We start from the raw sequence: 23512 nt of genomic DNA on the forward strand, positions 1-23512 counted from the left end.
TTCGAGCATGAGGAAGCGCTGCGTTGCCCGGCACAAAGGTTTCCTCGATGGTTTTGGCCATCAGCCAACACTGGCACCGGGGATGCACGGACCAAAATCAGAACCACTTAATTGCACCGCCGTGAAGCAGTTCCGGGAAACTATCGAAGGCTCCAGCTACGATAGCGGTCAAGCTCCGAAGACCGTACAAGTGCTCATGAGCAAGCATCTGAAGAAGATGTTCGACCAGGTGGCCGCAATGGCTGTCCACGCGGACCAAGGATTCTAAAGCGGCAAGCGCTCCAGCGCTGCTACCGCAGTCATGACCCCTCGCAGCTCGGCAAGACCCTTGAGGCGGCCGATCATCGGATAGCCGGGATGGGTCGGCTTGCCGACATCGTCGAGCAGCTCGTGACCGTGATCGGGTCGCATCGGGATGCGCCAGTCGCGCCGCCCTTCTTCGAGCCGCCGCTTTTGCTCGCGCAGCAATATCGTAATCAGGGCCACCATGTCGGTGTCGCCTCCCAAATGCTCGGCCTCCATGAAGGAGCCGTCCGGTTCGTTGGCGACATTGCGCAAATGGGCAAAATGGATGCGTTCGGCAAAGCGCGCCGCGATCGCCGGCACGTCGTTGTCCGGTCCCGCCCCCAGCGAACCGGAGCATAGCGTGAGACCATTCGAGCGCGACGGCACCGCATCAAGCGTGAAGGCGATGTCCTCGGCGTTGGACACGATGCGCGGCAGGCCGAACAACGGACGCGGCGGATCATCGGGGTGTACGCACATATTGATGCCGAGCTCCTCGGCGGTGGGGATGACGGCGGCAAGAAAGCGCACGAAGTTCTGCCGCAGTTCCGCCTTCGCCATGCCGTGGTAGCGAGCGAGCACGGCCTTCAGCCCCGGCACGTCATAGCGCTCGTAGGCGCCCGGCAGGCCGGCCATGATGTTGGCCAGCAGGCGCGCGCGGTCGCCTTCCGAAGAGGCGCCGAACCATGCTCTGGCCCGAGCCATGATTTCGGGCGTGTGCTCCTCTTCGGCACCGTGACGTTCGAGAATGAAGCAGTCGAAGGCAGCATATTCGTGCGCGTTGAAACGCAGCGCCGTACCGCCTCCCGGCAGCGGCGCGGCCAACTCGGTGCGGGTCCAGTCGAGCACCGGCATGAAATTGTAGCAAACGGTGGTGATGCCGCAACGGGCCAGGTTTCTGAGCGATTGCCGATAGTTGGCGAAGAGCGGCTCCAGATCGCCATCTCCGGATTTGATGGTCTCGTGAACCGGAAGGCTCTCCACGACGCGCCACTCCAGCCCGAGCTCCGTATCGGCAATCACGCGCTTGCGCTTTTCGATCTCATCAACGCTCCACGCCACACCATAGGGGATGTGGTGCAGCGCCGTGACGATGCCTGTCGCTCCGGCTTGCCTGATATGGGAGAGCCGGACGGCGTCGTCCGGGCCGAACCAGCGGAAGGTCTGTTCCATCGCCTTGCGATCCTTGCGTATTTTCAATGGGAGGGAAGTTGCGGCCCGCAGCGGTCAGTCGTCGGCCTGGATCAGATCGGGCCGGCTGGCCGCCAGGCCGTGCGTGATCTTCAGCACCTCCGACAGATGCTCGCGCATGCGGGCCTCCGCCGCCGCGATATCGCCATCGAGCACGGCCTTGAAGATCGCCTCGTGCTGGGCGATCAGTGTGTCGACCGGCGTGATCGCCGGCAGGCTGAGGAAGCGCAGACGGTCGAACTGCGCCTTTTCCCGCTCGATGACTCCCCAGACGCTGCTCTGGCCGATACCGTCGGCCAGAGCAGCGTGAAAGTCGTCGTCGGCTTCGGTGAAGCGTGCCGCGTCACCGCCGGCGTCGCGCTGGCGGGCAAGCGCGGCACGCAGGTTCCGCGCGGTTTCCTCGCTGATGCCGCTGGCAGCGGCACTCCGCGCCACGGCGACCTCCAGCGCCTCACGCACGAAGCGGGCACGCTCCACGGCCTTGAGCGAGATGCGGCGCACGAAGCTGCCGCGTTGCGGCAGCACCTCGATCATCTCTTCCTCGACCAGGCGGATCAGCGCCTCGCGCACCGGCGTGCGGCTGGTGCCGAAGCGCATGGCCAGTTCGTTCTCCGACAGCCGCTCGCCTGGGGTCAGGCGCAGCGAGACGATATCTCGCCGCAGCGCGGCATGGATCTCGCGCACCGAAGCCGGCATGGTGCGAAAACCCGACGGGCTGGTCGGTCGGATCGCCGGTAGGCCCTTGGTCACGTCCATTCTCCTATTCAAAAAACAAGCTCGGCAGCCAGAGCGATATGGCCGGTATGTAGGATACCAGCATCAGAACGATAATATTGCAGATCAGGAAGGGCACGATGGCCTTGCTGACCTGGGCAAGCGAAACCTTGCCGATGTTGGCGGCAACGAACAGGCATACGCCGACCGGCGGCGTGGTCAGGCCGATCATCAAATTCAGGATGCAGAAGATCGCGAAATGGATCGGATCGATGCCTACCTGCGTGGCGACCGCCAGAAGCGGCGGAAACAGGATGATGAGAGCGGCTATCGTTTCCATGAAGGTGCCGACGATCAGCAGCAGGATGTTGATGAACAGGATGATGAGATACTTGTTCGTCGTCACCGCCAGCATCGCTGCCGCGATCGCCTGCGGAATCTGCTCGCTGGTCATGATCCAGCCGAAGACGTTGGCAAGCCCGACCAGCAGGATAAGCGCGCCCGAGCCGATGGCGCTTTCCAGGAGGATGCCCGGCAGGTCTTTCAGGCGGAACCCCTTATAGACGAAGAGGCCGATAGCGAAGGCGTACAGCGAGGCGACGATCGACGCCTCTGTGGGCGTGAACACACCGCCCACGATGCCGACGAGGATGATGAGCGTCATAAGGATCGCCCAGATCGCTGCACGGCTGGAACGCAGCAACACACGGAAGCCGACCCATTCGCCCTTGGGGTAGCCGCGTTGGCGCGACAGGATATAGACAGTGATCAGCATGCCGAGGCCGAGCAGCAAGCCGGGGATCGCGCCGGCCACGAACATCTTGCCGACCGACAGGCCGGTGAGCGTTCCGGCAATGATCATCGGAACGCTTGGCGGAATGATCGGACCAACGGTGGAGGCGGCGGCGGTAAGAGCCGAAGCAAGGGGGCGTCATATCCGGCCTTCTTCATCGCCGGGATCATGACGGCGCCGATCGAGGCCGTCTCCGCGACAGCCGTGCCGGATATCCCGGCGAAGATCATCGAACCGGTGACGTTGGCCAGGCCGAGGCCTCCGCGGATGTGGCCGACAAGCGCATTGCCGAAACGCACGATCTGGTCGGTGATACCGCCGCCGTTCATCAGGTTGCCGGCCAGCACGAAGCCGGGGATGCACAACAGCACGAAGCTGTCCATGCCTGAATACATGAACTGTGCCACGACCGTCAGGTCGATGTCGGCAAGGTAGAGATAAATGGCCGACGCAACACCAAGCGCGATCGCAACCGGCACACCGAGGATGAGGCAGATGGCGAAGCTGCCGAAAAGGGCCGCGACCAGCATCAGATCAGCTCCTCGTGACGCATTGGCTGTCCGAAGCCGAACAGCCGGGCCAGGGAGAAGATGGCAAGCGCAACCGGAATTATCAGCACGGTGACGTAAACGATGAGCATCGGCGCGTCGAGGGATCGTGCGCGCTCGCCGATGCTTCCCGAGACATAGGCGTAGGCACCGGGAATGACGGCGAGGCTGAACAGCATCGTGATAACATCTGCCACCCGCTCGACCTGGCGCCGGGCGCGGGCTGGCAGGGATGCCGTGAAGAGGTCGACATTGACCAGGTCGCCACGCAGGACGGCGAGGCCGCACGAAAAGGCGACCATGTGCAGCAACGCGAAACGCGCCACCTCCTCGGTCCAGGCCGGTGACGGGAAGCCCGGCAGACGGCCGAGCACCTGTATGGTCACGACGGCGATGAGAACGGCGAAAGCAATGATGGTTCCGGCTTTGCAGATCGCCTTCAGGCCAGCCAGCAGCATACCGACGGTTCGTTTCATGGGCTCCTCCCAGACGAGCGCCGGGTCGTTATCGCGGTCCGGCGTTCATGGTCCTTGTGGGGTCGACAAAAGTGGAGAAGCCGCCCAACGGGCGGTTTCCCGACTCGCCTATTTCGTGGCGAGAATGTCCTCGTAAAGCGGCTTCAGGTCGGCGCCGAGCGAGGCGGTGACCGCATCCTTGCCCCTGGTGGCGAACGCCTGCTTGTCCACATCGATGAACTCCATGCCTTTGGCCTTCAGTTCGTCGGCGATGCGAGCCTCGTCGGCCAGGAACAGCTTGCGCTCGAATTCCTGCGCCACGGCGGCCGCTTCCCGGATGGCTTTCTGCTGCTCATCTGGCAGCTTGCCGAGTTTCCGGCTGCCGCCGACGAGGTAGATCCAGCTCAGCACGTGGTCGGTCTTGTTCAGATATTTCTGCACCTCGAAGAAACTCGCCGACTGGATCAGGGCGAGCGGGTTCTCCTGCGCGTCGACGACATGGCTCTGCAGCGAGGTGAAGACCTCGGAGAAGGCCATCGGCGTCGGTTTGGCGCCGAGCGCCTGCCAGAACGAGACGAACAACGGCACGTTCGGCACGCGCAGTTTGAGGCCGGCGAGTTCATCGGGCGTGCGGATCGCCTTGTTGGCGGTCAGTTCCCGCGGACCGCGCGCAAACCAGGTCAGCGGAACGAGCTTGGTCTTGTCCTCGATCTCGGCGGCGATCTTCTGGCCGACGGAGCCCCCGATCACGGCCTTCATGTGGTCGAGATCGCGGATGGCGTAAGGCACGGCGAGCAAGGCTGCGAGCGGTGCCCAGTTCTGCAGTGACTCGCCGGTGATCGTGAAATCGACGGTGCCGAGTTGGATGCCTTTGATGAGGTCGGTTTCCTTGCCTAGCTGCTCGTTCGGAAAGACCTTGATCTCGATCTCGCCATTGGTGCGGGTGGCGACCTCCTCGGCGAACTTCAGCGAGGCCTTGTGCCAGCTGTTCTGCTCGTTCGCGAGATGGCCAAGCTTCAATACGGTCTTGGCTCGGGCACGGCCGACGATAGTGATGCTGGCGCCAGCACCGAGAGCGGTGGCCAGCACACCGCGGCGTGAAATTTTGGTATCGAACACAGTTTCTTCCTCCTTCGGTTGTTATGCATCAGTCAAAGGCGAGATGAACCTTGACGACCTGTCCCGGTTCACTCTCGATCAGCGAAAACGCAGCCTTCGCCTCGGCGGCGGCAAAGGTGTGGGTAATCATGGCGGCCGGACGCAACCTCCCTTGCTCCAGCCACCTGATGACTTCCGGCAAGAGTCTACGGCTGAGCCGTGACCCGTGCAGCGACAGTTCCTTCCTGACGATCTCCTGCTGACTGACGTTGCACGGCGCGGGTGAAAAGCCGAGCAGGCCGATACGGCCGGCGGGACTTGCCAGCCCGCAGGCCTCGGCCAGGAGCGCCGGTACGCCTGCACCGTCGATGACCACTGACGGCCCGAGGCCTTCGTTCTCGCCAGCAACGGCGAGTGGCACAGACTCTCTGGTGGAATGGATGACGCGGTCGGCACCGAAGGCTTCTGCGCGTCGCAGGCGATTGGCGTCGAGATCTGCCACAATCACCCGTGCGCCATGGAGCTTCGCCACCTGAAGGACCGTGAGGCCCACGGTGCCAGCACCGTAGACGAGCACCACATCGTCTGCCGAGCAGCCAGTTCGCGAAAGGACGTTCGCCGCGATCGAAAACGGCTCGGCGAGCGCGGCTACCTCGACCGGCAGTGTGGGTGGCAGTTTCACCGCATTAGCAGCGGGCACGACAACCCGATCGCGGAAGCCGCCGTCCCGATGAACGCCCAGCACCTCCAGATTGGCGCAGACATTGGACCGGCCGACGCGACAGGCATAGCAATGGCCGCAGGAAACCACCGGATCGACGACGACGCGATCGCCCGGCGCCAATCCCGTCGCCTGCGGCCCGACTGCCTCGACGACACCTGCAAATTCATGGCCGATGATGCGCGGATATTTTGCAAAGGGATTGGTGCCGTGGAGAATGTGGATATCTGAGCCGCAGATACCTGCGCGCTGCACGCGCACCATCACATCGTCCGCTCCCAGCGCGCGCGGCTCGTTCTCCATCAGGACCAGGGTGCCCGGCCTTTCGACGGCGACGGCAACCATGCTTCCTCCCAACTTCCATACTAGTGTGCATCACTAGTATGGAAGTTTCTTCGGTCTGTCAATTAACGCATCGGACTCTGGCACCCAACGTCTTGCAATGCCCTAGCGGCCGGGGACCGTCGGGCCAACGCCTGCGTGGCTTTGCCCCGCATGGCCACTGGCGCACGCTGACCTTCTCGGTGCCCTGCGCTGCGACCAGCTCATGGCGCCTTGCGTTTTCGACGGGCCGATCAACGGCCAGTGTTTTTCGGGCCTACGTCGAGCAGCAGCTCCTGCCGGTGCTCGAGCCCGACGACATCGCAGTCATGGACAATCTCGGATCCCAGAAACTCCTTGCTCAATTTGGCGAAGGCGGTGGCGATGAAGGCCGAGACGACGCGGCGGTTGCTATTGCCGGCGTGCGCCAGGACGTTCCTCATGAAATGGACGCGGCAAGCGTTGCCACGCGGCCGAAAGAACCTTGGTAACAGGCGCCTTCAGGTCTTCATTCGCATCGGAGACGACGAGCTTCACGCTCCTGAGGCCGCGCCGCGTCAGCTTGCGAAGCAATTGGCTGATTGACACGGGCACATGTCACAGCTCATCCGGCCCTTCCGATATCGGCACCGAGACCTTCAGGTGAAAGGAGACCGGTATTCTCCTTCTCCTTTGTTCAAGCGGATTGCCGCGCGATAATTTGGAAGCCGATATCCTTGACCCGTCCAGCAGGCGGTTCGCCGTCAAAGCGCGCCAGGATCGCCTTGGCGGCAGTGAGCCCGAGCTCCGTCCGGTCGACCCGGACGGTGGTAAGCGGCGGCACGACATGGGCCGCGAAATCCTGATCCCCGAAGCCGATGACGGCGATCTTGTCGGGCACCCGCAGGCCGCGGACGTTGGCCTCGATAAGAACCCCGTGCGCGAGCAGATCGGAGCTGCAAAAAATCGCTCCACCCTTGAAATTCTGCTCGTCAACGAGAATTCGCAGAGCCTCGCGACCGCGTGCAAGGCTAGCGCCTCCCACGAAATTAATCTGCGTAACGTCGATGCCCGCGCGGCGGCCGATCTCCTTTACGAAAGCGTCCTTGCGCCTGAGCGCGCGTTCATCGCCAGCGGAAACCGTCGCAGCGTTCTTGTAGCCGGCCTCCAATACGAATTCCGCCACTGCGCGGCCCGTCTCGACATGCGAAAAGCCGACGCAGAGATCAATCGGTGTCTCGGTCATGTCCCACAATTCCACTACAGGAATTCCGGCCGCCATCAGCATGCGGCGCGCCTCCAGCATATGGTGGATGCCGGTCAGGAGCATCGCGTCTGGCCGGCGGGAAAGAAGCGTCACGATCGCTCTTTCCTCTTCCTTCGGGTCGAAGCCCGTTTCGGACAGAAGGATCTGGTAGCCGTGCCCGGCGATGCCCTCACTGAAGGCCTGGATCATTGAGGAATAGACGATATTCGTGATGGAAGGCACCAGCGCCCCAATAAGGCGGCTGCGGCGAGAGGCTAGCGCGCCGGCTATCGCATTCGGTACGAACCCGGTCATTTCGATGGCGTTGCGGATCTTCTCGAACGTTGCCGGGGAGACCTTCGACGGGTCGCTCAGCGCCCGCGAAACGGTGACCTGTGAAACACCGGCCAGGCGGCCGACCGTTGCCATGGTAACGGGACGGCTGGAGCCTTCTTTCGCCCGCTCGACGTTTCCGCCGTCGTCCCTGTCTCGCCGGCCCGACCCGGTCTTGCTCATGCCATTTCCGTTTCCCGCCGCGATCAAGCTTGCTCACGAACAGCTTCACTTGTCTTGTGCTGTTTGCTGCGCCTTGCAAGAATGATTGATACCCAAATGGACCCGGCGATCAAGAACCACATCAGAACGGCAATCCAGCTCTTGGTGAAAAAGATCGTCAGGTCGCCGAACGATTCGAGGCTCTTCACGAAATAGATCTCTGCTGAAGGCCCGAGGATGAAGCCGATGATGAAAGGGGCGATCTCGATGCCAATCTTCAGCGCGAACCAACCGAAGACACCGAAGATCAGAAGCGTCCACACGTCGAACATCACGCCGTAGTTGGTGGTGTAGGCGCCGACCATGCACATCATCACGATGAGTGGAAAGAGAATGTGCTTCGGCACGGTGACGATCAGCGCCAGATAGCGGATGGCGAGATACATCATGGCGAACATCGCGAGATTGGCGATCAGCATCGCCACGATTATCGCGTCCCAGGTTCCGGAATTGTTGCCGATGAAAAGCGGCCCCACCTGCACACCTTGAAGAGTGAAGGCGCCGATGAGTAGCGCCGTCGTCGAGTCGCCGGGAATGCCGAGCGAGAGCAGCGGGATCAGTGCCCCGCCAGTCAGCCCGTTGTTGCCGGATTCGGAGGCGATGACGCCTGCGGGCTCTCCCTTGCCGAAGCGTTCGGGATTTCGTGAGAAAGTCTTGGCGTTCGAATAGGCGAGGATCGAGGCCGCCGATCCGCCGACGCCGGGCAGGATGCCAACAAAGGTGCCGATGCCCGAGGAGCGAATCAGGTTCCATATCTGACCTCGGAACAGCGAAAACGAAAAAGTCGAATGCTTGCCGAGCTTAAGGTCGCTGATGTCCTGTCCTTCGGGAACGCCCTGTTGTGCTTCTTCAAGGACGGCCGCGATACCGAACAGGCCGATCAGGACAGGCAGCAGGGAAAAGCCGTTGTCCAGCCAGTATTCGAGACCCGGCGGCACCAACCGGATTTCGCCATTGCCGCCGTTCGATGTGGCGTAGGTGCCGATGAGGCTGATGAAGATGCCGAGAAAGCCGGAGAAGACACCCATCAGCATGTCGCTGCTGAGCGCGCCCATCACGGTGAGCGCGAAAAGAATGATCAGGAACTTCTCGACATAGGAGAAGCGGATCGCGAAGTCGGCGAGCGCCGGAGCGAACAGATAGAGGATGAGCAGGCTGAAGAGGCCGCCGAAAAGGGAGGAGATGATGCCGATGCGCAATGCTTTCTCCCCCTCTCCTTTCCGCGCCATCGGATAGCCGTCGAGCGTCGTGGTGATCGAGGAGGGAGTACCCGGTATGCCGATCAGGATGGCCGGCACCAGCCCGCCTGATATGCCGCCGACATAGAGACCGAGCAGCAGGGCGAGGCCGTTCGTGAGTCCCAGAGAATAAGTGAGCGGGAGGCAGACCGCGACCGCCATCGTTGCTGTCAGCCCCGGAATGGCCCCGAAGACGATGCCCACGAAGGTTCCGCCAACGATGAGCGACAGGAAAAGCGGGGTGACGAAATCGAAAAGTTCCATGGAGTTCAGGCCCGCGGACGGATTGATCAGGGAAGCGACAGGAAGAAGACGTCGTTGAACAGCCACCACGTCAGCACGGGCGCAATGGCGGCCATCATGACAACCGGCAAGACCGTTCTGAGGTTGCGCTGGTGCATGAAGAGCAGCGACGTCAACAAAACGAAGGGAATGGAGCAAGCCAGGAACCCGAAGCCGGTGTTCGGCATCAGTTCGCCGACGGGTTCGAGGAGCGCGAAATAGATGAAGCACAGCCCGATCGCGCCGAAGAACCGTATCTTGTCCATCTGTGAGACGATGCCGCGCCAATAGGCGCCCGATCCGGCAATGGAACGGCGCCGGGTGACGACGATCGCAAGGCCGAGGATCGCGAGGATCGCGCCGATCACTCCCGGGAAGACGAGATGCGACGTTTCGAAGTTGATGGTGACGTGCGTAAGGCTGCTCATGCCGTCTCCTGTGCAAGAAGGAAAAGGGCCGGTTTTCACCCGGCCCCGGCCGTCACTTGCCGGAAATCTTCGCGATGATCCCGTTGTAGGCTGCGTTCTTCTCTTCGAGATGCGCGGCCGCTTCCTTCGAGGGCATGAAATTCGGAATGAAGAAGGCCTGCTTCTGGCGTTCCTGGATCTTGCCTTCGGCGAAGACATCCTTGAGCGCCGCGTCGATCGCATCGACCATGCCCTGATCCATGTCCTTGTTGTAGAGGAAGAAGAATTCCTTGTCGAAGGTGAAGTCCTTCTTGCCGTCTTCAGTCACGCTCGTCTTCGGGCTGGTGTATTTCAACATATCGTCTCGAGTCGTCTTGCCCATGCCCATTTCCGGGGCCTGCTCGATCGTCTCCGGCCGCGCCGTGATCCAGACAAAGCGCATCGCCTTCTGGTCCGATTCCGGCAATTGCGTGAACTGCTCGTTGGCCTGGATCGAGCCGTTGATGACGTCGGCAAGATCGTCGAACATCGCCTGGTTCTTGTCGGACTGGCTGCCGGTCTTCACCGAGACGATGTTGGCCTCCGAACCGGGCGACAGGATGCTTGCGGCATTCTTCATCGCGGAAAAGCCGATTTCGGAAACCCCGCCGGGCTCGATCGCCACGCGGATCTTGGTGCCGGCGGCGGCGGCCTTGAAGATGTCGTCCATCGATTTATAGGGCGAATCCTTGGCCACCAGATAGGCATTGCCCGGATTGATCGCGACCGTCGGGCCGATCTTGTACTTCGTGAAGATGTCGTCGAAGCCGTGCACGCCGTAGAGGTGTGAGAGATAGGCAGAATCGTGGAAGATCATGATCGTAGTCCCGCGCCCGTCGCGTTCCAGCGCCTTGAACGCTTCATTGGCGCCGACTGCATCCACCTTCATGTTCACGCCAAGCTTTTGGGACAGCGCGTCGGCGACGATGGCGGAGTTCTGGTAGGTGTCGCCACCGGTCGATGACGAACCGATCACCATCCGGATATTGTGCGGCAAATCCCGAGCGGCCGCAGCCAACGGCTGCGTGAGAAACATTGCCGCGCCGGCGGCCACAATCATTCTACGGGTAATTTTCATCTTTCCTCCCATACCCAGCCCACTGGCGGGGTTCCTCATTTCATGGCATGCACAAGCCCGCAGTGAATGCGCATACATTATCTTGTTCGGTTCATTTGCGCCTGTCAACTCTCATAGTCTTCGTTGCGGATAACCAAATCTGGATGGGCCGGCTGCGGTTGACACGAAATGATGAAAGCGCATACATAATTGCTGTTTCAAGGAATAGTCGATGGTCCCAGGAAAAAAGAGCCCGGAAACGCTTCGCAGCGCACGCTGGTTCGCACCGGATGACCTGCGCAGTTTCGGACATCGGTCCCGTATGATGCAGATGGGGCTCGCGCCGGAGGACTGGGCCGGCAAACCGATCATCGGCATCCTGAACACATGGTCCGAGATGAACCCCTGTCACCTGCATTTCCGTGACAGGGCCGAGGACGTGAAAAAAGGCATCGCGCAGGCAGGCGGTCTCGGTGTCGAAATTCCGACGATTTCGATCGACGAGAGCTTCACCAAGCCGACATCCATGCTCTACCGCAACATGATTGCCATGGAGACGGAAGAGACGATCCGGTCCCATCCGCTCGATGGCGTGGTGCTGATGGGCGGTTGCGACAAGTCGACCCCGGGTCTGACCATGGGCGCGATCACCGCCGGCATCCCCTTCATTTATCTCCCCGCGGGTCCGATGCTGCGGGGCAACTATGCCGGCAGGGCGCTGGGCTCCGGTTCGGACGCCTGGAAGTACTGGGACGAGCGGCGGGCGGGCAATATTTCCGACGACGAATGGCTGGGTGTGGAAGGCGGCATCGCCCGCTCCTATGGTCACTGCATGACCATGGGAACAGCCTCGACCATGACCGCGATTGCGGAGGCCATGGGCCTCTGCCTGCCCGGTGCATCTTCCATTCCCGCCCCCGATGCCAACCACAAGCGCATGAGTGCGGCCTGCGGGCGCCGGATCGTCGACATGGTCTGGGAAGACTTGACCCCGGACAAAATCGTGACCGAAGCCGCCGTCCGCAACGCTGCCATCGTCGCCATGGCAACGGGCTGCTCCACCAATGCGGTCGTGCACCTTTTGGCGATGGCGCGGCGGGCCGGCGTGAAGCTGAGCCTCGACGACCTCGACGCTCTCGGACGGATAACGCCGCTGATCGCCAACATCCGGCCTTCGGGCAAGGACTACCTGATGGAGGATTTCTATTTCGCCGGCGGCTTGAGGGCGCTGATGAATGAGCTCGGAGACCGGCTGGACAGAAGCAGCATCACCTGCACCGGACGACCGCTCGGCGAAACGCTGGCAGGCGCGGAGGTCTACAACGATGACGTCATCCGCCCGCTTTCCAATCCGGTCTATTACGAAGGTTCGTTAGCCGTGCTCAGGGGCAACCTCTGTCCCGACGGCGCCGTGATGAAGCCGGCTGCCTGCGATCCGCGTTTTCATGTGCATGAAGGCCCGGCGCTCGTTTTCGACAGCTACCCGGAAATGAAGGCGGCCATCGACGACGAAGATCTCGACGTAACGCCGGACCATGTGCTGGTGCTGCGCAATGCAGGCCCACAGGGGGGCCCCGGCTTTCCCGAGTGGGGCATGCTGCCGATCCCCAAGGCGCTGGTCAAGAAGGGCCACCGCGACATGCTGCGCATCTCGGATGCCCGCATGTCCGGCACGTCCTACGGCGCCTGCATCCTGCATGTCGCCCCGGAATCCTTCATTGGCGGACCGCTGGCGCTCCTGAAGAGCGGCGATATCGTCCGGCTGGACCTGCCGAACCGCCGTCTGGACATGCTTGTCGGTGAAGAGGAGCTTGCCGCCCGCAGGGCTGCCTGGATACCGCCGGAACCGCGTTTCGAGCGCGGTTGGGGCTACATGTTCCAGCGCCATGTCGCCCAGGCGAACGAGGGCTGCGATTTCGACTTCCTGACCCGCGATTTCGGCCAGCCGGCCGGCGAGCCTGACATTTTCTGAACGGACGAGGAAAAGCCATGTCCCACGACCTCGACAAGGCCTTGACCGGTATTTCCGGCATTCTCGTCACGCCCTACGACACGGACGGGAATGTCGCACCCAAACGCCTTCAGCCGATCATCGACCACGCGTTGCAGGCCGGTGTCCACATCCCCGTCGTCAACGGCAACACGGGCGAGTTTTACGCCCTGACGACAGACGAAGCCTGCACCATGATGCGTGAGGTGACGGCGATGGTTGCCGGTCGCGCACCGGTGCTGGCCGGCATCGGCCGGTCGATCCGCGACGCCTGCCGCCTCGCCACGGCTTCCGCCAATGCGGGCGCCGCCGCGCTGATGATCCACCAGCCGCCGGATCCCTTCGTTTCTCCGCGCGGAACGGTCGAATACGTCAAGGCGGTCAGCGAGGCTTCCGGCGGCCTTCCGGTCATGCTCTATCTGCGCAACGATGCGATCGGGACCAAGGCGATTGCCGACCTTTGCGCCCTTCCGGGTGTGAGGGGCGTGAAGTGGGCGACGCCGAACCCGATGAAGCTTGCCGAGGCGATAGCGGCCTGCGATCCGTCGATCGTCTGGGTCGGCGGCCTCGCGGAAGTCTGGGCCCCCACCTTCTACGCGGTCGGCGCGCGGGGCTTCACCTCCGGTCTGATCAATCTCTGGCCGGAACGTTCGATCGCGATCCATTCGGCGCTCGAGGCCGGCGACTATGCCACCGCCCGCGAACTGATCGCCGGCATGCGCGCCTTCGAGGAAGTGCGCGCCGAAGAGCTGAACGGAACCAATGTCACCGGCGTCAAGGCCGCTCTCCAGGCGGTCGGCAAGGATTGCGGCCCGACGCGGCCGCCGTCCGCCTGGCCTCTGACCGCCGGCCAGCAGGAAAAGATGCTCGCTTTCCTGAGATCCTCAGGACTCGTCTGAACCCACCCAGAGGAAAGCCCCGTCATGAAATCTGAAACCAGATCCAAACTCATGGGCGTGTCCGTCGCGACGCTGGCGACTGCCCTCTTTAAGCGCGGCCTGCGCAACCAGGTGATCCAGGGCGTCCATCCGGTGGCCTCCAAGGGCCGCAATATGGTCGGCCCTGCCTTCACGCTGCGCTACATGCCTGCCCGGGAGGACCGCAACCAGCTCAGCGAGTTCCGCAATCCGAAGCATCCCCAGCGCGTCGCGATCGAGACCTGTCCCGAAGGCCATGTCATGGTGATCGACAGCCGCAAGGATGCCCGGGCGGCAAGCGCGGGCGACATTCTGATCACCCGGCTCATGATGCGCGGTGGCGCCGGCATCGTGACCGACGGCGGCTTCCGCGACGCCGCAACGATCGGCGCGCTCGACATTCCGGCCTATCACGCCCGCCCCTCAAGCCCGACGAACCTGACGCTGCATGAAGCGATCGAGATCAATGGGCCGATCGGTTGCGGCGATGCGCCGGTCTTTCCCGACGACATCGTCGTCGGCGACGAAGACTGCGTGATCGTCATTCCCGCCCATCTGGCCGAGGAGGTGGCCGACGAAGCGGTGGAAATGTCGGCTTACGAGGATTTTGTGGTCAAGCAGGTGAAGAATGGCCAGACCATCATCGGTCTCTACCCTTGCACGAAGGAGGAACACCAGGCCGCTTTCGCCGAGTGGCGAAAGAGTAACGGCCGATAGACCGTTGCGCTACCGGAGGAGCAGGAAAGCCGTGGCATGAACCTGTCCGTTTAATGGAAGGCGACCCGGATTTGAGAACACATGTGTCAGAAGGAGGAGGAGGGACGCAAATGCAAGCACCGCAGGATCCAACGCGATCACTCCGGTCGCGGCAGGCACGTTTCGCAAGATGTGCTCGTGCGAGAGATGAGAGAAGCCATGAAATCGATTGGTCGCAGAAAGGGATGGCAAGGCGTGCCATTCGGAAATCCGCCAGCCTTCCGGCCGTGCTTTACATGCGCTGCTGGTAGCGCTACCAATTCAGATGGAGGACGCGGCAAGACTGCAAGCTGCGTATGTATGGAGTGGACGTCTCCCTCGCAGGCGTCGCATCGCTCGGGAGGGAATCGATGGCATCCGTTGCGATCCGCGATGTCTACAAATCCTTCGGCGCCGCCGAAATTCTCCATGGCGTCGGGATCGATATAGAAGACGGCGAGTTCGTGACGCTGGTCGGCCCGTCGGGCTGTGGGAAGTCGACACTGTTGCGCATGATCGCGGGCCTCGAAGGCATCACGCGCGGCGAGATCGCCATTGGCGGGCGCATTGTCAACACGGTCGCCCCCAAGGAGCGCGACATTGCCATGGTGTTCCAGAATTACGCGCTTTACCCACATATGACGGTGCGCGAGAACATGGCGTTCTCCCTGATGTTGAAGCGTGTCTCGAAGCAGGAGAGCGATGGCAAGGTCGAGCGTGCCGCGGAAATTCTCAACCTCACGCCGCTGCTGTCGCGCTATCCCCGGCAGCTTTCGGGCGGGCAGCGGCAGCGCGTGGCCATGGGCCGGGCGATCGTGCGCGACCCGCAGGTCTTTTTGTTTGACGAGCCGCTCTCCAATCTCGATGCCAAACTGCGCGTGCAGATGCGCGCGGAGATCAAGGAACTGCACCAGCGCCTGAAGACCACGACCGTCTATGTCACTCACGATCAGATCGAGGCGATGACGATGGCCGACAAGATCGTCGTCATGCATGACGGCAATGTGGAGCAGATCGGACGACCGCTCGATCTTTATGACCGGCCGGACAATCTTTTCGTGGCAATGTTCATCGGTTCTCCAGCAATGAACATGCTGACAGGCCGCATTGGCGCCGGCGGCTTCGAAGGCAGCGGCGGCGTCGCCATAGATTTGCCGCGGACGCCGCAAAACCTGAATAACGGTCCGGTGGTGCTTGGCATACGGCCCGAGCATCTGCGCCTTTCCGACCACGGCTTCCCCATCACCATTTCGGTCGTCGAACCGACCGGGTCGGAGTTGCAGATCATCGGCCGCGCGCCTGGCGGTGAAGAGATCGTCGCGAATTTCCGTGAACGCCACCCGTTCCAGCCCGGCGAAACCGTCAAGCTTGCCGCCGAGCCGAGCCTGATCCATCTCTTTGACGCAGATACGGGCCGCCGGCTTTGAAGATGCCTAGGTCTCAGCCAATCAAAACAGGAGGAAATGGCAATGAGATTTACCAGACGCGACGTGATCCGAACCAGCGCCGGTGCGGCGGCTGCCGGAGCAATCGGCAACCGCCTGCTTGGCACGCCAGCCTTTGCCCAGGATGCGCCGAAATACACGCCCGAAAAAGGCGCCAAGCTCAGGCTCCTTCGCTGGTCGCCGTTTGTCCAGGGCGATGAGACCGCCTGGCTGGCGCTGACGAAGAAATTCACTGATGCCACCGGTGTCGAGGTGCGCGTCGACAAGGAGAGCTGGGAGGACATTCGTCCCAAGGCGGCGGTCGCGGCCAATGTCGGCTCGGGCCCCGACCTGATGTTCGTCTGGTTCGACGATCCCTTCCAATATCCCGACAAGCTCCTCGATGTAACCGATCTCGGAGATTATCTGGGCAAGAAGTATGGCGGCTGGCACGAGGGCCCGAAGAGCTACGCCACCAAGGACGGCAAGTTCATCGGCTTGCCGCTGGCCACCATAGGCAACGCCATCGTCTACCGCGAGAGCTGGGTCAAGGAGGCCGGTTTCTCCGAGTTCCCGAAAGACACCGACAGCTTCCTCGAATTGTGCAAGGCCGTGCAGGCTAAAGGCCATCCGGCCGGCTTCACCCATGGGCATGGCGTCGGTGACGGCAACAACTACGCTCATTGGCTGTTGTGGAGCCATGGTGGCAAGATGGTCGACGAGAACAGCAAGGTGGTGATCAACAGTCCCGAGACGATGAAGGCGATCGAATATGCTCAGGCGCTCTACAAGACCTTCATCCCCGGCACGGAAAGCTGGCTCGACGTGAACAACAACCGCGCCTTCCTGGCCGGAGAGTTGTCCGTCATCGCCAACGGTATCTCGGCCTATGAAACCGCCAGGATCAACAAGGACAAGGATCCTAAGTTGACTGAAATGGCCAAGGACATCCGCACCGCTAGCTTGCCGATCGGTCCGATCGGCAAGGCGGTGGAGCTTTACCAGGTCACCTCGGCGGTGATCTTCAACTACACGCCCTATCCGAACGCGGCCAAGGCCTATCTGCAGTTCATGTTCGAGGAACCGCAGATGTCGGAATGGATCAAGGGCTCTTCCGGCTATTGCTGCCAAACCTTGAAGGCCTACGACGACAATCCGATCTGGAAGGCCGATCCGAACTATGCGCCCTATGCCAAAGCGTCCGCAACGCTGCGCAACAACGGCTACGCCGGGCCGCTCGGCTACGCTTCGGCCGCCACCATGGCCGACTATGTGCTGGTCGACATGTTCGCCAAGGCGGTGACCGGTCGGGCGACGCCACAGGAGGCAATGGAAGAGGCCGAGAAGCGCGCCAACCGGTATTACCGGGTTTAGTCCGCACGTCTTCTTCCGTTCACGGAAGAAGACGCTTGTATTTTCGGGTCGGCCGCAGCGTGGGTCGAGACGTGCCGCCGAAATGCAAGCGCCCTATAAGGAGAGCGCGGGCCGTGAGATCCGCGCGCCAGCAGTCTTCTCCACGAAGGCGGAAAGACTGCTGGCTCCGGCCACTCGATAGCCACCAGAGGAGCTTTTTCATGGCCGTGACAACCGCCGCTGCCCCGCCCCGCCCCTCCTTCTTGTCGCGCATTGCGGAAAGCCGCGGGCTGCTTAGCTTTGGCTTTATGCTGCCGACAGTGGTGCTGCTGCTGGTCTTCCTGACCTATCCGCTGGGGCTCGGCGTCTGGCTCGGCTTCACCGACGCCCGCATCGGCAGGCCAGGCGTATTCATCGGCCTGGAAAATTACGAATATCTCTGGGACGACAGCGTGTTCTGGCTGTCCGTGTTCAACACGCTTCTCTACACGGTGAGCGCGTCGATCCTGAAGTTCGCCCTCGGGCTATGGCTGGCGTTGCTGCTCAACGAGAACCTGCCGTTCAAATCCTTTTTCCGCGCGGTGGTGCTTCTTCCCTGGGTGGTGCCGACGGTGTTGTCGGCGATCGCTTTCTGGTGGATCTACGATTCGCAGTTCTCGATCATCTCCTGGGCTCTCAAGCAGATGGGCCTCATCGATCACAACATCAATTTCCTTGGCGATCCGCAGAACGCCCGCGCTTCGGTGATCGCCGCCAATGTCTGGCGCGGCATTCCCTTCGTCGCCATAACCCTGCTCGCCGGCCTGCAGACGATCCCGCAATCGCTTTACGAAGCCGCCACGCTGGACGGCGCCGGTCGCTGGCAGCTGTTTCGCTATGTCACCCTGCCGCTGCTGACGCCGATCATCGCCATCACCATGACCTTTTCGGTTCTGTTCACCTTCACCGATTTCCAGCTCATCTATGTGCTGACGCGCGGCGGCCCGGTGAACGCCACACATCTCATGGCGACGCTTTCTTTCCAACGCGGCATTTCGGGCGGGCAACTCGGTGAAGGCGCCGCGATCGCCGTGGCGATGATCCCCTTCCTGCTAGGCGCGATCCTGTTCAGCTATTTCGGCCTGCAGCGGCGCAGATGGCAGCAAGGCGGCGGAGATTGAGATGGCTCTAATCAACGCTAAACCGAACCCCGCCGCCGGCGACGACGGTGGCATGACCTATTTGCAAAGCATGCCGCGCCGCGTGGTGACGGTCTACCTTCCGTTGGCGATTTTCGTCATCGTGCTGCTCTTTCCCTTCTACTGGATGACGATCACCGCCATCAAACCCAACGCGGAGATGACAAGCTACGATACATCGAGCCCGTTCTGGGTGGTCCACCCGACGTTGCAGAACATCCGTTACCTGCTGTTCGAGACCTCCTATCCGGGCTGGCTGCTCAACACGACGATCATCTCGGTCGCCGCTACCGTGCTTTCGCTCATCGCCGCGGTGTTGGCTGCCTATGCGATCGAGCGGCTGCGCTTTTCCGGGTCGCGCCAGGTCGGGCTCGCCGTCTTTCTCGCCTACCTGGTGCCGCCGTCCATCCTGTTCATTCCGCTGTCGGTCATGGTCTTCAATCTCGGGCTTTACGACACGCCTTTTGCCCTGATCCTGACTTATCCGACTTTCCTGGTGCCTTTCTGCACCTGGTTGCTGATGGGCTATTTTCGTTCCATTCCCTTCGAACTGGAAGAGTGTGCGCTCATCGATGGCGCCAGCCGCTGGCAGGTGCTGACCAAGATCGTGCTGCCGCTGTCGGTGCCGGGGCTGATCTCCGCCGGTATCTTCGCCTTCACGCTGTCGTGGAACGAGTTCACCTACGCTCTGACCTTCATTCAGTCGTCCGAAAACAAGACCGTGCCGGTGGGCGTGCTGACCGAGCTCGTCCGCTCCGACGTCTACGAATGGGGTTCGCTAATGGCCGGCGCCCTGATCGGATCGCTGCCGGTGGTGATCCTTTATTCCTTCTTCGTCGAGCACTATGTGTCGTCGATGACCGGGGCGGTCAAAGAGTAGCCCAGCGCAATAGGGCAACTGACAGCAATGGCAATCTCCGGCGTCCCGCCATCGCAACTGAATCCACACGATACGCGGTGGCCGAACACGGCGTTAGCAGACGAATTCGCCAAAACTCTTGGCTTCCTTCAGGCGACGCTTCTCGATCGCTGGTGATCGTCCTTCGCCGATGGCGCGCCTCGCGTCGATGCACTTCTCCCGAGCCCGGGCGAGTGAAATCCCGTCGCGTCCGTACCCTCCCAGACAGATGGTCTCCCGGCGGCCGTTGAGCCTGTAATCCAAGCGAAAGGAGATCGCGCCACTTGGCATAACGCGGACATACATCCCGTCGTGGTCTGCAACTTTGTAGTACCGTCATGAGCCTGATTGGCCGCGACGGTACTTTTGAAAATTCGTGTGAGCAATATGCCGAAGGCCTGTCAGGCAGGCCGCCAAAGCCAAGCTCTGCGTACCGATAGTCACCGAGTGTCGGCGAACGGGTTCATTTTTGTTTTCAACGGCTTGCGTCGTATTACGGCATAGACTCGGCGGCGTTTGTGTAGGCCTGAATCACTCCCACTCGATTGTTCTAAGCCACGGTAACACATTGATCTAACAATTCTGCGCACGACGAAGATCCGTCTCACCGATCCGTCAGAAATTTTCGCTCTTGATTTCAAAGGGAAATTTCGGCGATCCAAAATCCCCTCGGTTCCAGCGACTATCGGCATCGATTGGTCGATTTTCGACGTTCTTTAGCTGTGCCTTCACGATTAGCCCCGTCGGCAAAGAGGCCGTCACGGCTAGCAAGAGCCTCAACGATACACAGAAGGGGGGCAGTCTCCGTCGCATGCCTGATCCGTCTCGGACTTACGCCTTGGCGCCGTTCTGAGCCGCCGCGAAGACGTCGCGAGCAGACGTCGTACCCGCTACGTGCTCCGTACCCTCGACTCCGAGGTCCATCCATCCCGCATTCACGGCTTCAAACATTTCTTCGGCAGGTCCGGTGCGGCCCTTCGGGATGCCGAATTGCTCGAACGCTTCCGCCCACCCTGCGCGCGGCACTGCAAAGGCTTTCACGTCGAGATTGAGGACTTCACCCAATTGCTCCGCGACTTCATCCGCGCTGACCATCGAACCAAGCTCGACGACGCGCTGCCCTGACCAAGCTGGCTCGGTCAAAAGGGTTGCGACCTCCGCGCCGATGTCGTTCGTCGCGACCATGGTCGATTTCCGGTTTGTCGGATTGTAGTAGACCGGTAGCGTTCCGCCCTGGGCAACCTGCAAGCCGTAGAGGAAGTTTTCGAAAAATCCGCCTGCGCGCACAAAGGCGACCGGGGATTTTAGGTTTCGAAAGCCTTGCTCCAGAAGTGACAAGGCCGTGATCATCCCGAGCCCGTTGATTCTGTTAGCACCCATCGATGAAAGCGCAACCACTCGCGGCGGCGCTGCCTTGGTGAGCGCCTCGACATAGTTTGCAATCACGCCCTTTGCCTCTTGGTAATCGGGCGAGGGAGCCCAGACGGCCGGCAACATGACGAACGCGCCTTCGACGCCTTTGAGCGCTTGCTCGATGGCTGCCGAATCAGTCCAGTCGCCATCAACCAGCTCCACGCCCTGGTTCGCCCAGCTTGACGCCTTCTCGCGATTGCGGACCAGTGCGCGTACTTTCTTGCCATGCGCCAACAGATGTTCTGCCGTTGCGCCGCCCACCTTTCCTGTGATTCCCATGACTAAAAACATGTGTTTTCTCCTGATCTTGAGGGACGGAGCCGCCCAGTTGGTTCAACGGACGAGCGGCAGAAGGGACCGGATGCGGGGCGCGCGCAGGTAAAGGCCGCCCCATGTCATCGCACCCAGAAGCAGGGAAATAATTTCCGGCGGCGACCCCAACTCACCAATGCGGACATGTGCGCAGATCGCACCTCCCAAAAAGCCCGTCACCAGGATCGCGCCGAGGACTGCCGTGGCCGGGATGGCGTAAAGGATGGCGCAGGCGAGTATGATCGGACCCACGACACGGGTCAGGTCCATCGCGAAGCCGGTTTCCTGCAACATGCTCGCGATCTGTGCTGGCGCGAAAAGCTGAATAGTGCCGTCTGCCACCAGAGCGATCACGACAAACGCGCTCATTATCCGGCCGGCCCACAGGGCGCTTTGCAAGGTCATGGTTTCGGGCACCTAACGCAGGTTCATAGTTTGGGACATTGTCGTTCTCCGATGGGTCACGCCACCGGAGCTATTTCCGCAGCATCATGCCGCCGTCGATCTGCAAGACCTGTCCCGTTGTGTACGTATTGACCATTAGGAAGATATAGGCCGATGCCACTTCTTCTGGCGTCCCGAGACGCCCCAGTGGATTGATCTGAGAATAGGAGCGTATCCTGGCATCTATGTCCTCACGTGGCTTTGCGCGCCACAAGGCCGTGTCCATGAACGCCGGGGCGATGACGTTCACACGCACGCGCGGGCCGAGTTCAGAACCCAATCCTTGCGCCATGGCGGCGAGCGCCTCGTTCGCCACGTAGCTCGCCGCCGCCTCCTGCGCCCTAACACCGCTCCCCGAGGTGAACGTCATGCTGCCGCTCTCGCGGACGAGGGGTGCGGCAAAACGGGCGATCAGCAGATTGGTCCAGAACTTCGAATGCAGCACATGCCGCATCGAGTCGAGCGGTGTCTGCAGGAAACCGCCCGCCATGGTGTCGCCGATCATCGAGACAAGATGATCGAATTCTGGCAGGGCCGCGATGAAGCTCTCAAGGGCAGCGTGATCATGGGCATCACCCCCGATGGTCTGAACGTCGCCGCCGAGTTTTGACGCCGCATTCGAGAGCTTCATCGGATCCCGGCCGATGATGACCAGCGAAGCTCCTTGCGCCTGAGCTTGGCGGGCAATCGCCAAACCGATACCGGAGCTGCCGCCAATTACGACGACCTTTTTACCCTCAAGTAAAAGTGGCATGGCACAGTTCACTCCTTTGAAGCGAGCGCGGTCACCATTTCGATCGCGGGAATAACGGCGGTGCGGGTGGGTCAGACGGCCGGCTTGAGCTTGCCGGGTACCGTCCATTCTGCGCCCTTCATGAAGCTGTCATTGGGCGTCTGCGCGAGATGGTTCGTGTAGTTTGAGATGAGCTTGGTCGCTGCGAGCACGAGAACATCGAGCACGGCGCGGTTGTCATAGCCCCCAGCCTTCAGGGCTTCGACGTCGGCCTCGCTGACCGCGCCGCGCTGGCGCGTGACCTTGGCGGCGAATTGGCGCAGCGCCTCGAGCTTGGCATCGGCAATCGGCCGGCTCTCGCGGACCGCCGCGATCGCCTCGGGAGCTACCTTCGCCATCCGCGACAGGTTGGTGTGGCCCGCCATGCAGTAGGTGCACTCGTTCTCGTAGATGACGGCGAGATAGGCGATGTGGCGTTCCTGCGCGGTGAAGCTGGTCTTTTCGGCGATGCCCCAAAGGGTGTTGTAGGCCTCAAGCGCGGCCGGGCTCTCGGCCAGGACGCGGTGCAGATTGGGTACGAAGCCCCAGGCCTTCTGGACGCAGTTCAGGATCTCCGCCGAGGCTGCAGGAGCGGTCGCCGTCTCGTGAAGCTTGAAACCGTTAATCATGATCTCTCTCCTTGTTCTAAAGCTGCGTTCTAAGGAGAAGTATTGCTCATTCCGCAATCGGTGAGCAGATAGCATGGAGAAATACTTTCTATTCTGAATTGGAATATGGGCAGTGACGCGACTCCCGGTGCCGAGACATTGTCAGTAGTACGGCCAAGGATTTAAGGCTTAAGACGAGGAATTCTTTGATGGCAGGTTCGCCAGGATCAGCACGAACACGCAGGACAGCGGACAAGAGCGTGATCATGACCGGCGCACTCCGATGCAGCGCAGTGCCCAGAGCGCGCCGGTGAGGCGGTTGCCAGGGGCAACGTCGATCAGTGACAGCACGATCGCCGATGACAAAGGTAGCGGGCGCCGAAATTCCATAACGCCCCGCGACAACGCAGGCGTCGTACAGCACGGGAAGATCCTGGCCGAGTCGCTCCTCGGCATGACGGCAGACGAGATCGCCAGAAGTACCCCGCCCTCCGTTCCAATCTGCCCGCGCAGTTTGACAGGGCCGCGAGCTGAATGTC

Annotated in this window: 22 protein-coding genes and 3 pseudogenes; 8 read left to right on the plus strand and 17 right to left on the minus strand. The window is 61.5% G+C overall.

The features are described 5' to 3' along the window. Nucleotides 1–264: 264 nt before the first annotated feature. The 7 genes from uxuA to FJ970_RS28630 all read right to left on the minus strand — a co-directional run bounded on the left by uxuA (nucleotide 265) and on the right by FJ970_RS28630 (nucleotide 6150). On the minus strand, nucleotides 265–1458 hold the full coding sequence (uxuA, locus tag FJ970_RS28605; RefSeq protein ID WP_140756909.1) for a mannonate dehydratase: 1194 nt from the start codon (nucleotides 1456–1458) through the stop codon (nucleotides 265–267). A gap of 54 nt (nucleotides 1459–1512) precedes the next feature. Then, complete coding sequence (locus FJ970_RS28610) at nucleotides 1513–2226, minus strand: GntR family transcriptional regulator (RefSeq protein ID WP_224589927.1); 714 nt, start codon at nucleotides 2224–2226, stop codon at nucleotides 1513–1515. 10 nt (nucleotides 2227–2236) lie between these two features. Further along, nucleotides 2237–3073, minus strand: a complete 837-nt coding sequence (locus FJ970_RS33720; RefSeq protein ID WP_321575745.1) for a TRAP transporter large permease — start codon at nucleotides 3071–3073, stop codon at nucleotides 2237–2239. Beyond that, nucleotides 3049–3513, minus strand: a complete 465-nt coding sequence (locus FJ970_RS33725; RefSeq protein WP_265336204.1) for a TRAP transporter large permease subunit — start codon at nucleotides 3511–3513, stop codon at nucleotides 3049–3051. Before FJ970_RS33725 ends, FJ970_RS33720 begins: the two co-directional genes overlap by 25 nt. Then, nucleotides 3513–4007, minus strand: coding sequence for a TRAP transporter small permease (locus FJ970_RS28620; protein ID WP_140756907.1), 495 nt, complete (start codon nucleotides 4005–4007; stop codon nucleotides 3513–3515). Before FJ970_RS28620 ends, FJ970_RS33725 begins: the two co-directional genes overlap by 1 nt. 108 nt (nucleotides 4008–4115) lie before the next feature. Then, the gene (locus FJ970_RS28625) at nucleotides 4116–5105 is read right to left on the minus strand and encodes a TRAP transporter substrate-binding protein (RefSeq protein WP_227791945.1); all 990 of its coding nucleotides are present in this window, start codon (nucleotides 5103–5105) and stop codon (nucleotides 4116–4118) included. Nucleotides 5106–5133: 28 nt separating this feature from the next. Then, complete coding sequence (locus FJ970_RS28630; RefSeq protein WP_140756905.1) at nucleotides 5134–6150, minus strand: Zn-dependent oxidoreductase; 1017 nt, start codon at nucleotides 6148–6150, stop codon at nucleotides 5134–5136. Between the two features lie 107 nt (nucleotides 6151–6257). On the opposite strand from FJ970_RS28630, the pseudogene FJ970_RS28635 reads away from it, so the two are divergent. Continuing rightward, nucleotides 6258–6488: pseudogene (locus tag FJ970_RS28635) on the plus strand (transposase); the annotation flags it as partial. 3 nt (nucleotides 6489–6491) lie between these two features. Here the strand turns inward: FJ970_RS28635 and FJ970_RS28640 are convergent. The 5 genes and pseudogenes from FJ970_RS28640 to FJ970_RS28660 form a co-directional block, all read right to left on the minus strand. Further along, nucleotides 6492–6696 (minus strand): annotated as a pseudogene (locus FJ970_RS28640) (transposase); the annotation flags it as partial. A 106-nt stretch (nucleotides 6697–6802) separates the two neighbouring features. Further along, nucleotides 6803–7894 (minus strand): LacI family DNA-binding transcriptional regulator, encoded by a 1092-nt coding sequence (locus FJ970_RS28645; protein WP_227791946.1) that lies wholly within the window; start codon nucleotides 7892–7894, stop codon nucleotides 6803–6805. Continuing rightward, entirely contained in the window at nucleotides 7891–9408 is a 1518-nt protein-coding gene (locus tag FJ970_RS28650) for a tripartite tricarboxylate transporter permease (RefSeq protein ID WP_140756903.1), read from the minus strand. The genes FJ970_RS28645 and FJ970_RS28650 overlap by 4 nt, the downstream gene beginning before the upstream one ends. Nucleotides 9409–9434: 26 nt before the next feature. Beyond that, nucleotides 9435–9854, minus strand: coding sequence for a tripartite tricarboxylate transporter TctB family protein (locus FJ970_RS28655; protein WP_140756901.1), 420 nt, complete (start codon nucleotides 9852–9854; stop codon nucleotides 9435–9437). Nucleotides 9855–9906: 52 nt separating this feature from the next. After that, nucleotides 9907–10950: an ABC transporter substrate-binding protein gene (locus FJ970_RS28660; protein WP_140756899.1), complete on the minus strand. Its 1044-nt coding sequence runs from the start codon at nucleotides 10948–10950 to the stop codon at nucleotides 9907–9909. 211 nt (nucleotides 10951–11161) lie between these two features. Here FJ970_RS28660 and araD point away from each other — a divergent pair, with 211 nt between their 5' ends. From araD to FJ970_RS28695, 7 genes are all read left to right on the plus strand, one after another. Further along, nucleotides 11162–12901 (plus strand): L-arabinonate dehydratase, encoded by a 1740-nt coding sequence (gene araD, locus FJ970_RS28665; protein ID WP_140756897.1) that lies wholly within the window; start codon nucleotides 11162–11164, stop codon nucleotides 12899–12901. 17 nt (nucleotides 12902–12918) lie between these two features. Continuing rightward, nucleotides 12919–13818 (plus strand): dihydrodipicolinate synthase family protein, encoded by a 900-nt coding sequence (locus FJ970_RS28670; protein WP_140756895.1) that lies wholly within the window; start codon nucleotides 12919–12921, stop codon nucleotides 13816–13818. A gap of 24 nt (nucleotides 13819–13842) precedes the next feature. After that, entirely contained in the window at nucleotides 13843–14553 is a 711-nt protein-coding gene (locus FJ970_RS28675) for a ribonuclease activity regulator RraA (protein WP_140756893.1), read from the plus strand. 389 nt (nucleotides 14554–14942) lie between these two features. Then, a complete protein-coding gene (locus FJ970_RS28680; protein ID WP_140756891.1) occupies nucleotides 14943–15998 on the plus strand; it encodes an ABC transporter ATP-binding protein in 1056 nt (351 codons plus the stop codon). A 42-nt stretch (nucleotides 15999–16040) separates the two neighbouring features. Then, nucleotides 16041–17369 carry an ABC transporter substrate-binding protein gene (locus tag FJ970_RS28685; protein WP_140506225.1) on the plus strand — a complete coding sequence of 443 codons (1329 nt, stop codon included), beginning with the start codon at nucleotides 16041–16043 and terminating at the stop codon, nucleotides 17367–17369. A 287-nt stretch (nucleotides 17370–17656) separates the two neighbouring features. After that, nucleotides 17657–18508 carry a carbohydrate ABC transporter permease gene (locus FJ970_RS28690; RefSeq protein ID WP_411908769.1) on the plus strand — a complete coding sequence of 284 codons (852 nt, stop codon included), beginning with the start codon at nucleotides 17657–17659 and terminating at the stop codon, nucleotides 18506–18508. Nucleotide 18509: 1 nt separating this feature from the next. Beyond that, entirely contained in the window at nucleotides 18510–19406 is an 897-nt protein-coding gene (locus tag FJ970_RS28695) for a carbohydrate ABC transporter permease (protein ID WP_140756889.1), read from the plus strand. 102 nt (nucleotides 19407–19508) lie between these two features. Here FJ970_RS28695 and FJ970_RS28700 read toward each other — a convergent pair. The 5 genes and pseudogenes from FJ970_RS28700 to FJ970_RS28720 form a co-directional block, all read right to left on the minus strand. Next, nucleotides 19509–19760 (minus strand): annotated as a pseudogene (locus FJ970_RS28700) (Arm DNA-binding domain-containing protein); the annotation flags it as partial. Between the two features lie 495 nt (nucleotides 19761–20255). Further along, nucleotides 20256–21128 (minus strand): NmrA family NAD(P)-binding protein, encoded by an 873-nt coding sequence (locus FJ970_RS28705; protein ID WP_140756885.1) that lies wholly within the window; start codon nucleotides 21126–21128, stop codon nucleotides 20256–20258. A gap of 42 nt (nucleotides 21129–21170) precedes the next feature. Beyond that, the gene (locus FJ970_RS28710) at nucleotides 21171–21554 is read right to left on the minus strand and encodes a DoxX family protein (RefSeq protein WP_140756883.1); all 384 of its coding nucleotides are present in this window, start codon (nucleotides 21552–21554) and stop codon (nucleotides 21171–21173) included. A gap of 70 nt (nucleotides 21555–21624) precedes the next feature. After that, nucleotides 21625–22347, minus strand: a complete 723-nt coding sequence (locus FJ970_RS28715; protein ID WP_140756881.1) for an SDR family oxidoreductase — start codon at nucleotides 22345–22347, stop codon at nucleotides 21625–21627. A 71-nt stretch (nucleotides 22348–22418) separates the two neighbouring features. After that, nucleotides 22419–22994: a carboxymuconolactone decarboxylase family protein gene (locus tag FJ970_RS28720; protein WP_140756879.1), complete on the minus strand. Its 576-nt coding sequence runs from the start codon at nucleotides 22992–22994 to the stop codon at nucleotides 22419–22421. Nucleotides 22995–23512: the final 518 nt, after the last annotated feature.

This window comes from Mesorhizobium sp. B2-1-8, assembly GCF_006442545.2.
Taxonomy (GTDB): domain Bacteria; phylum Pseudomonadota; class Alphaproteobacteria; order Rhizobiales; family Rhizobiaceae; genus Mesorhizobium.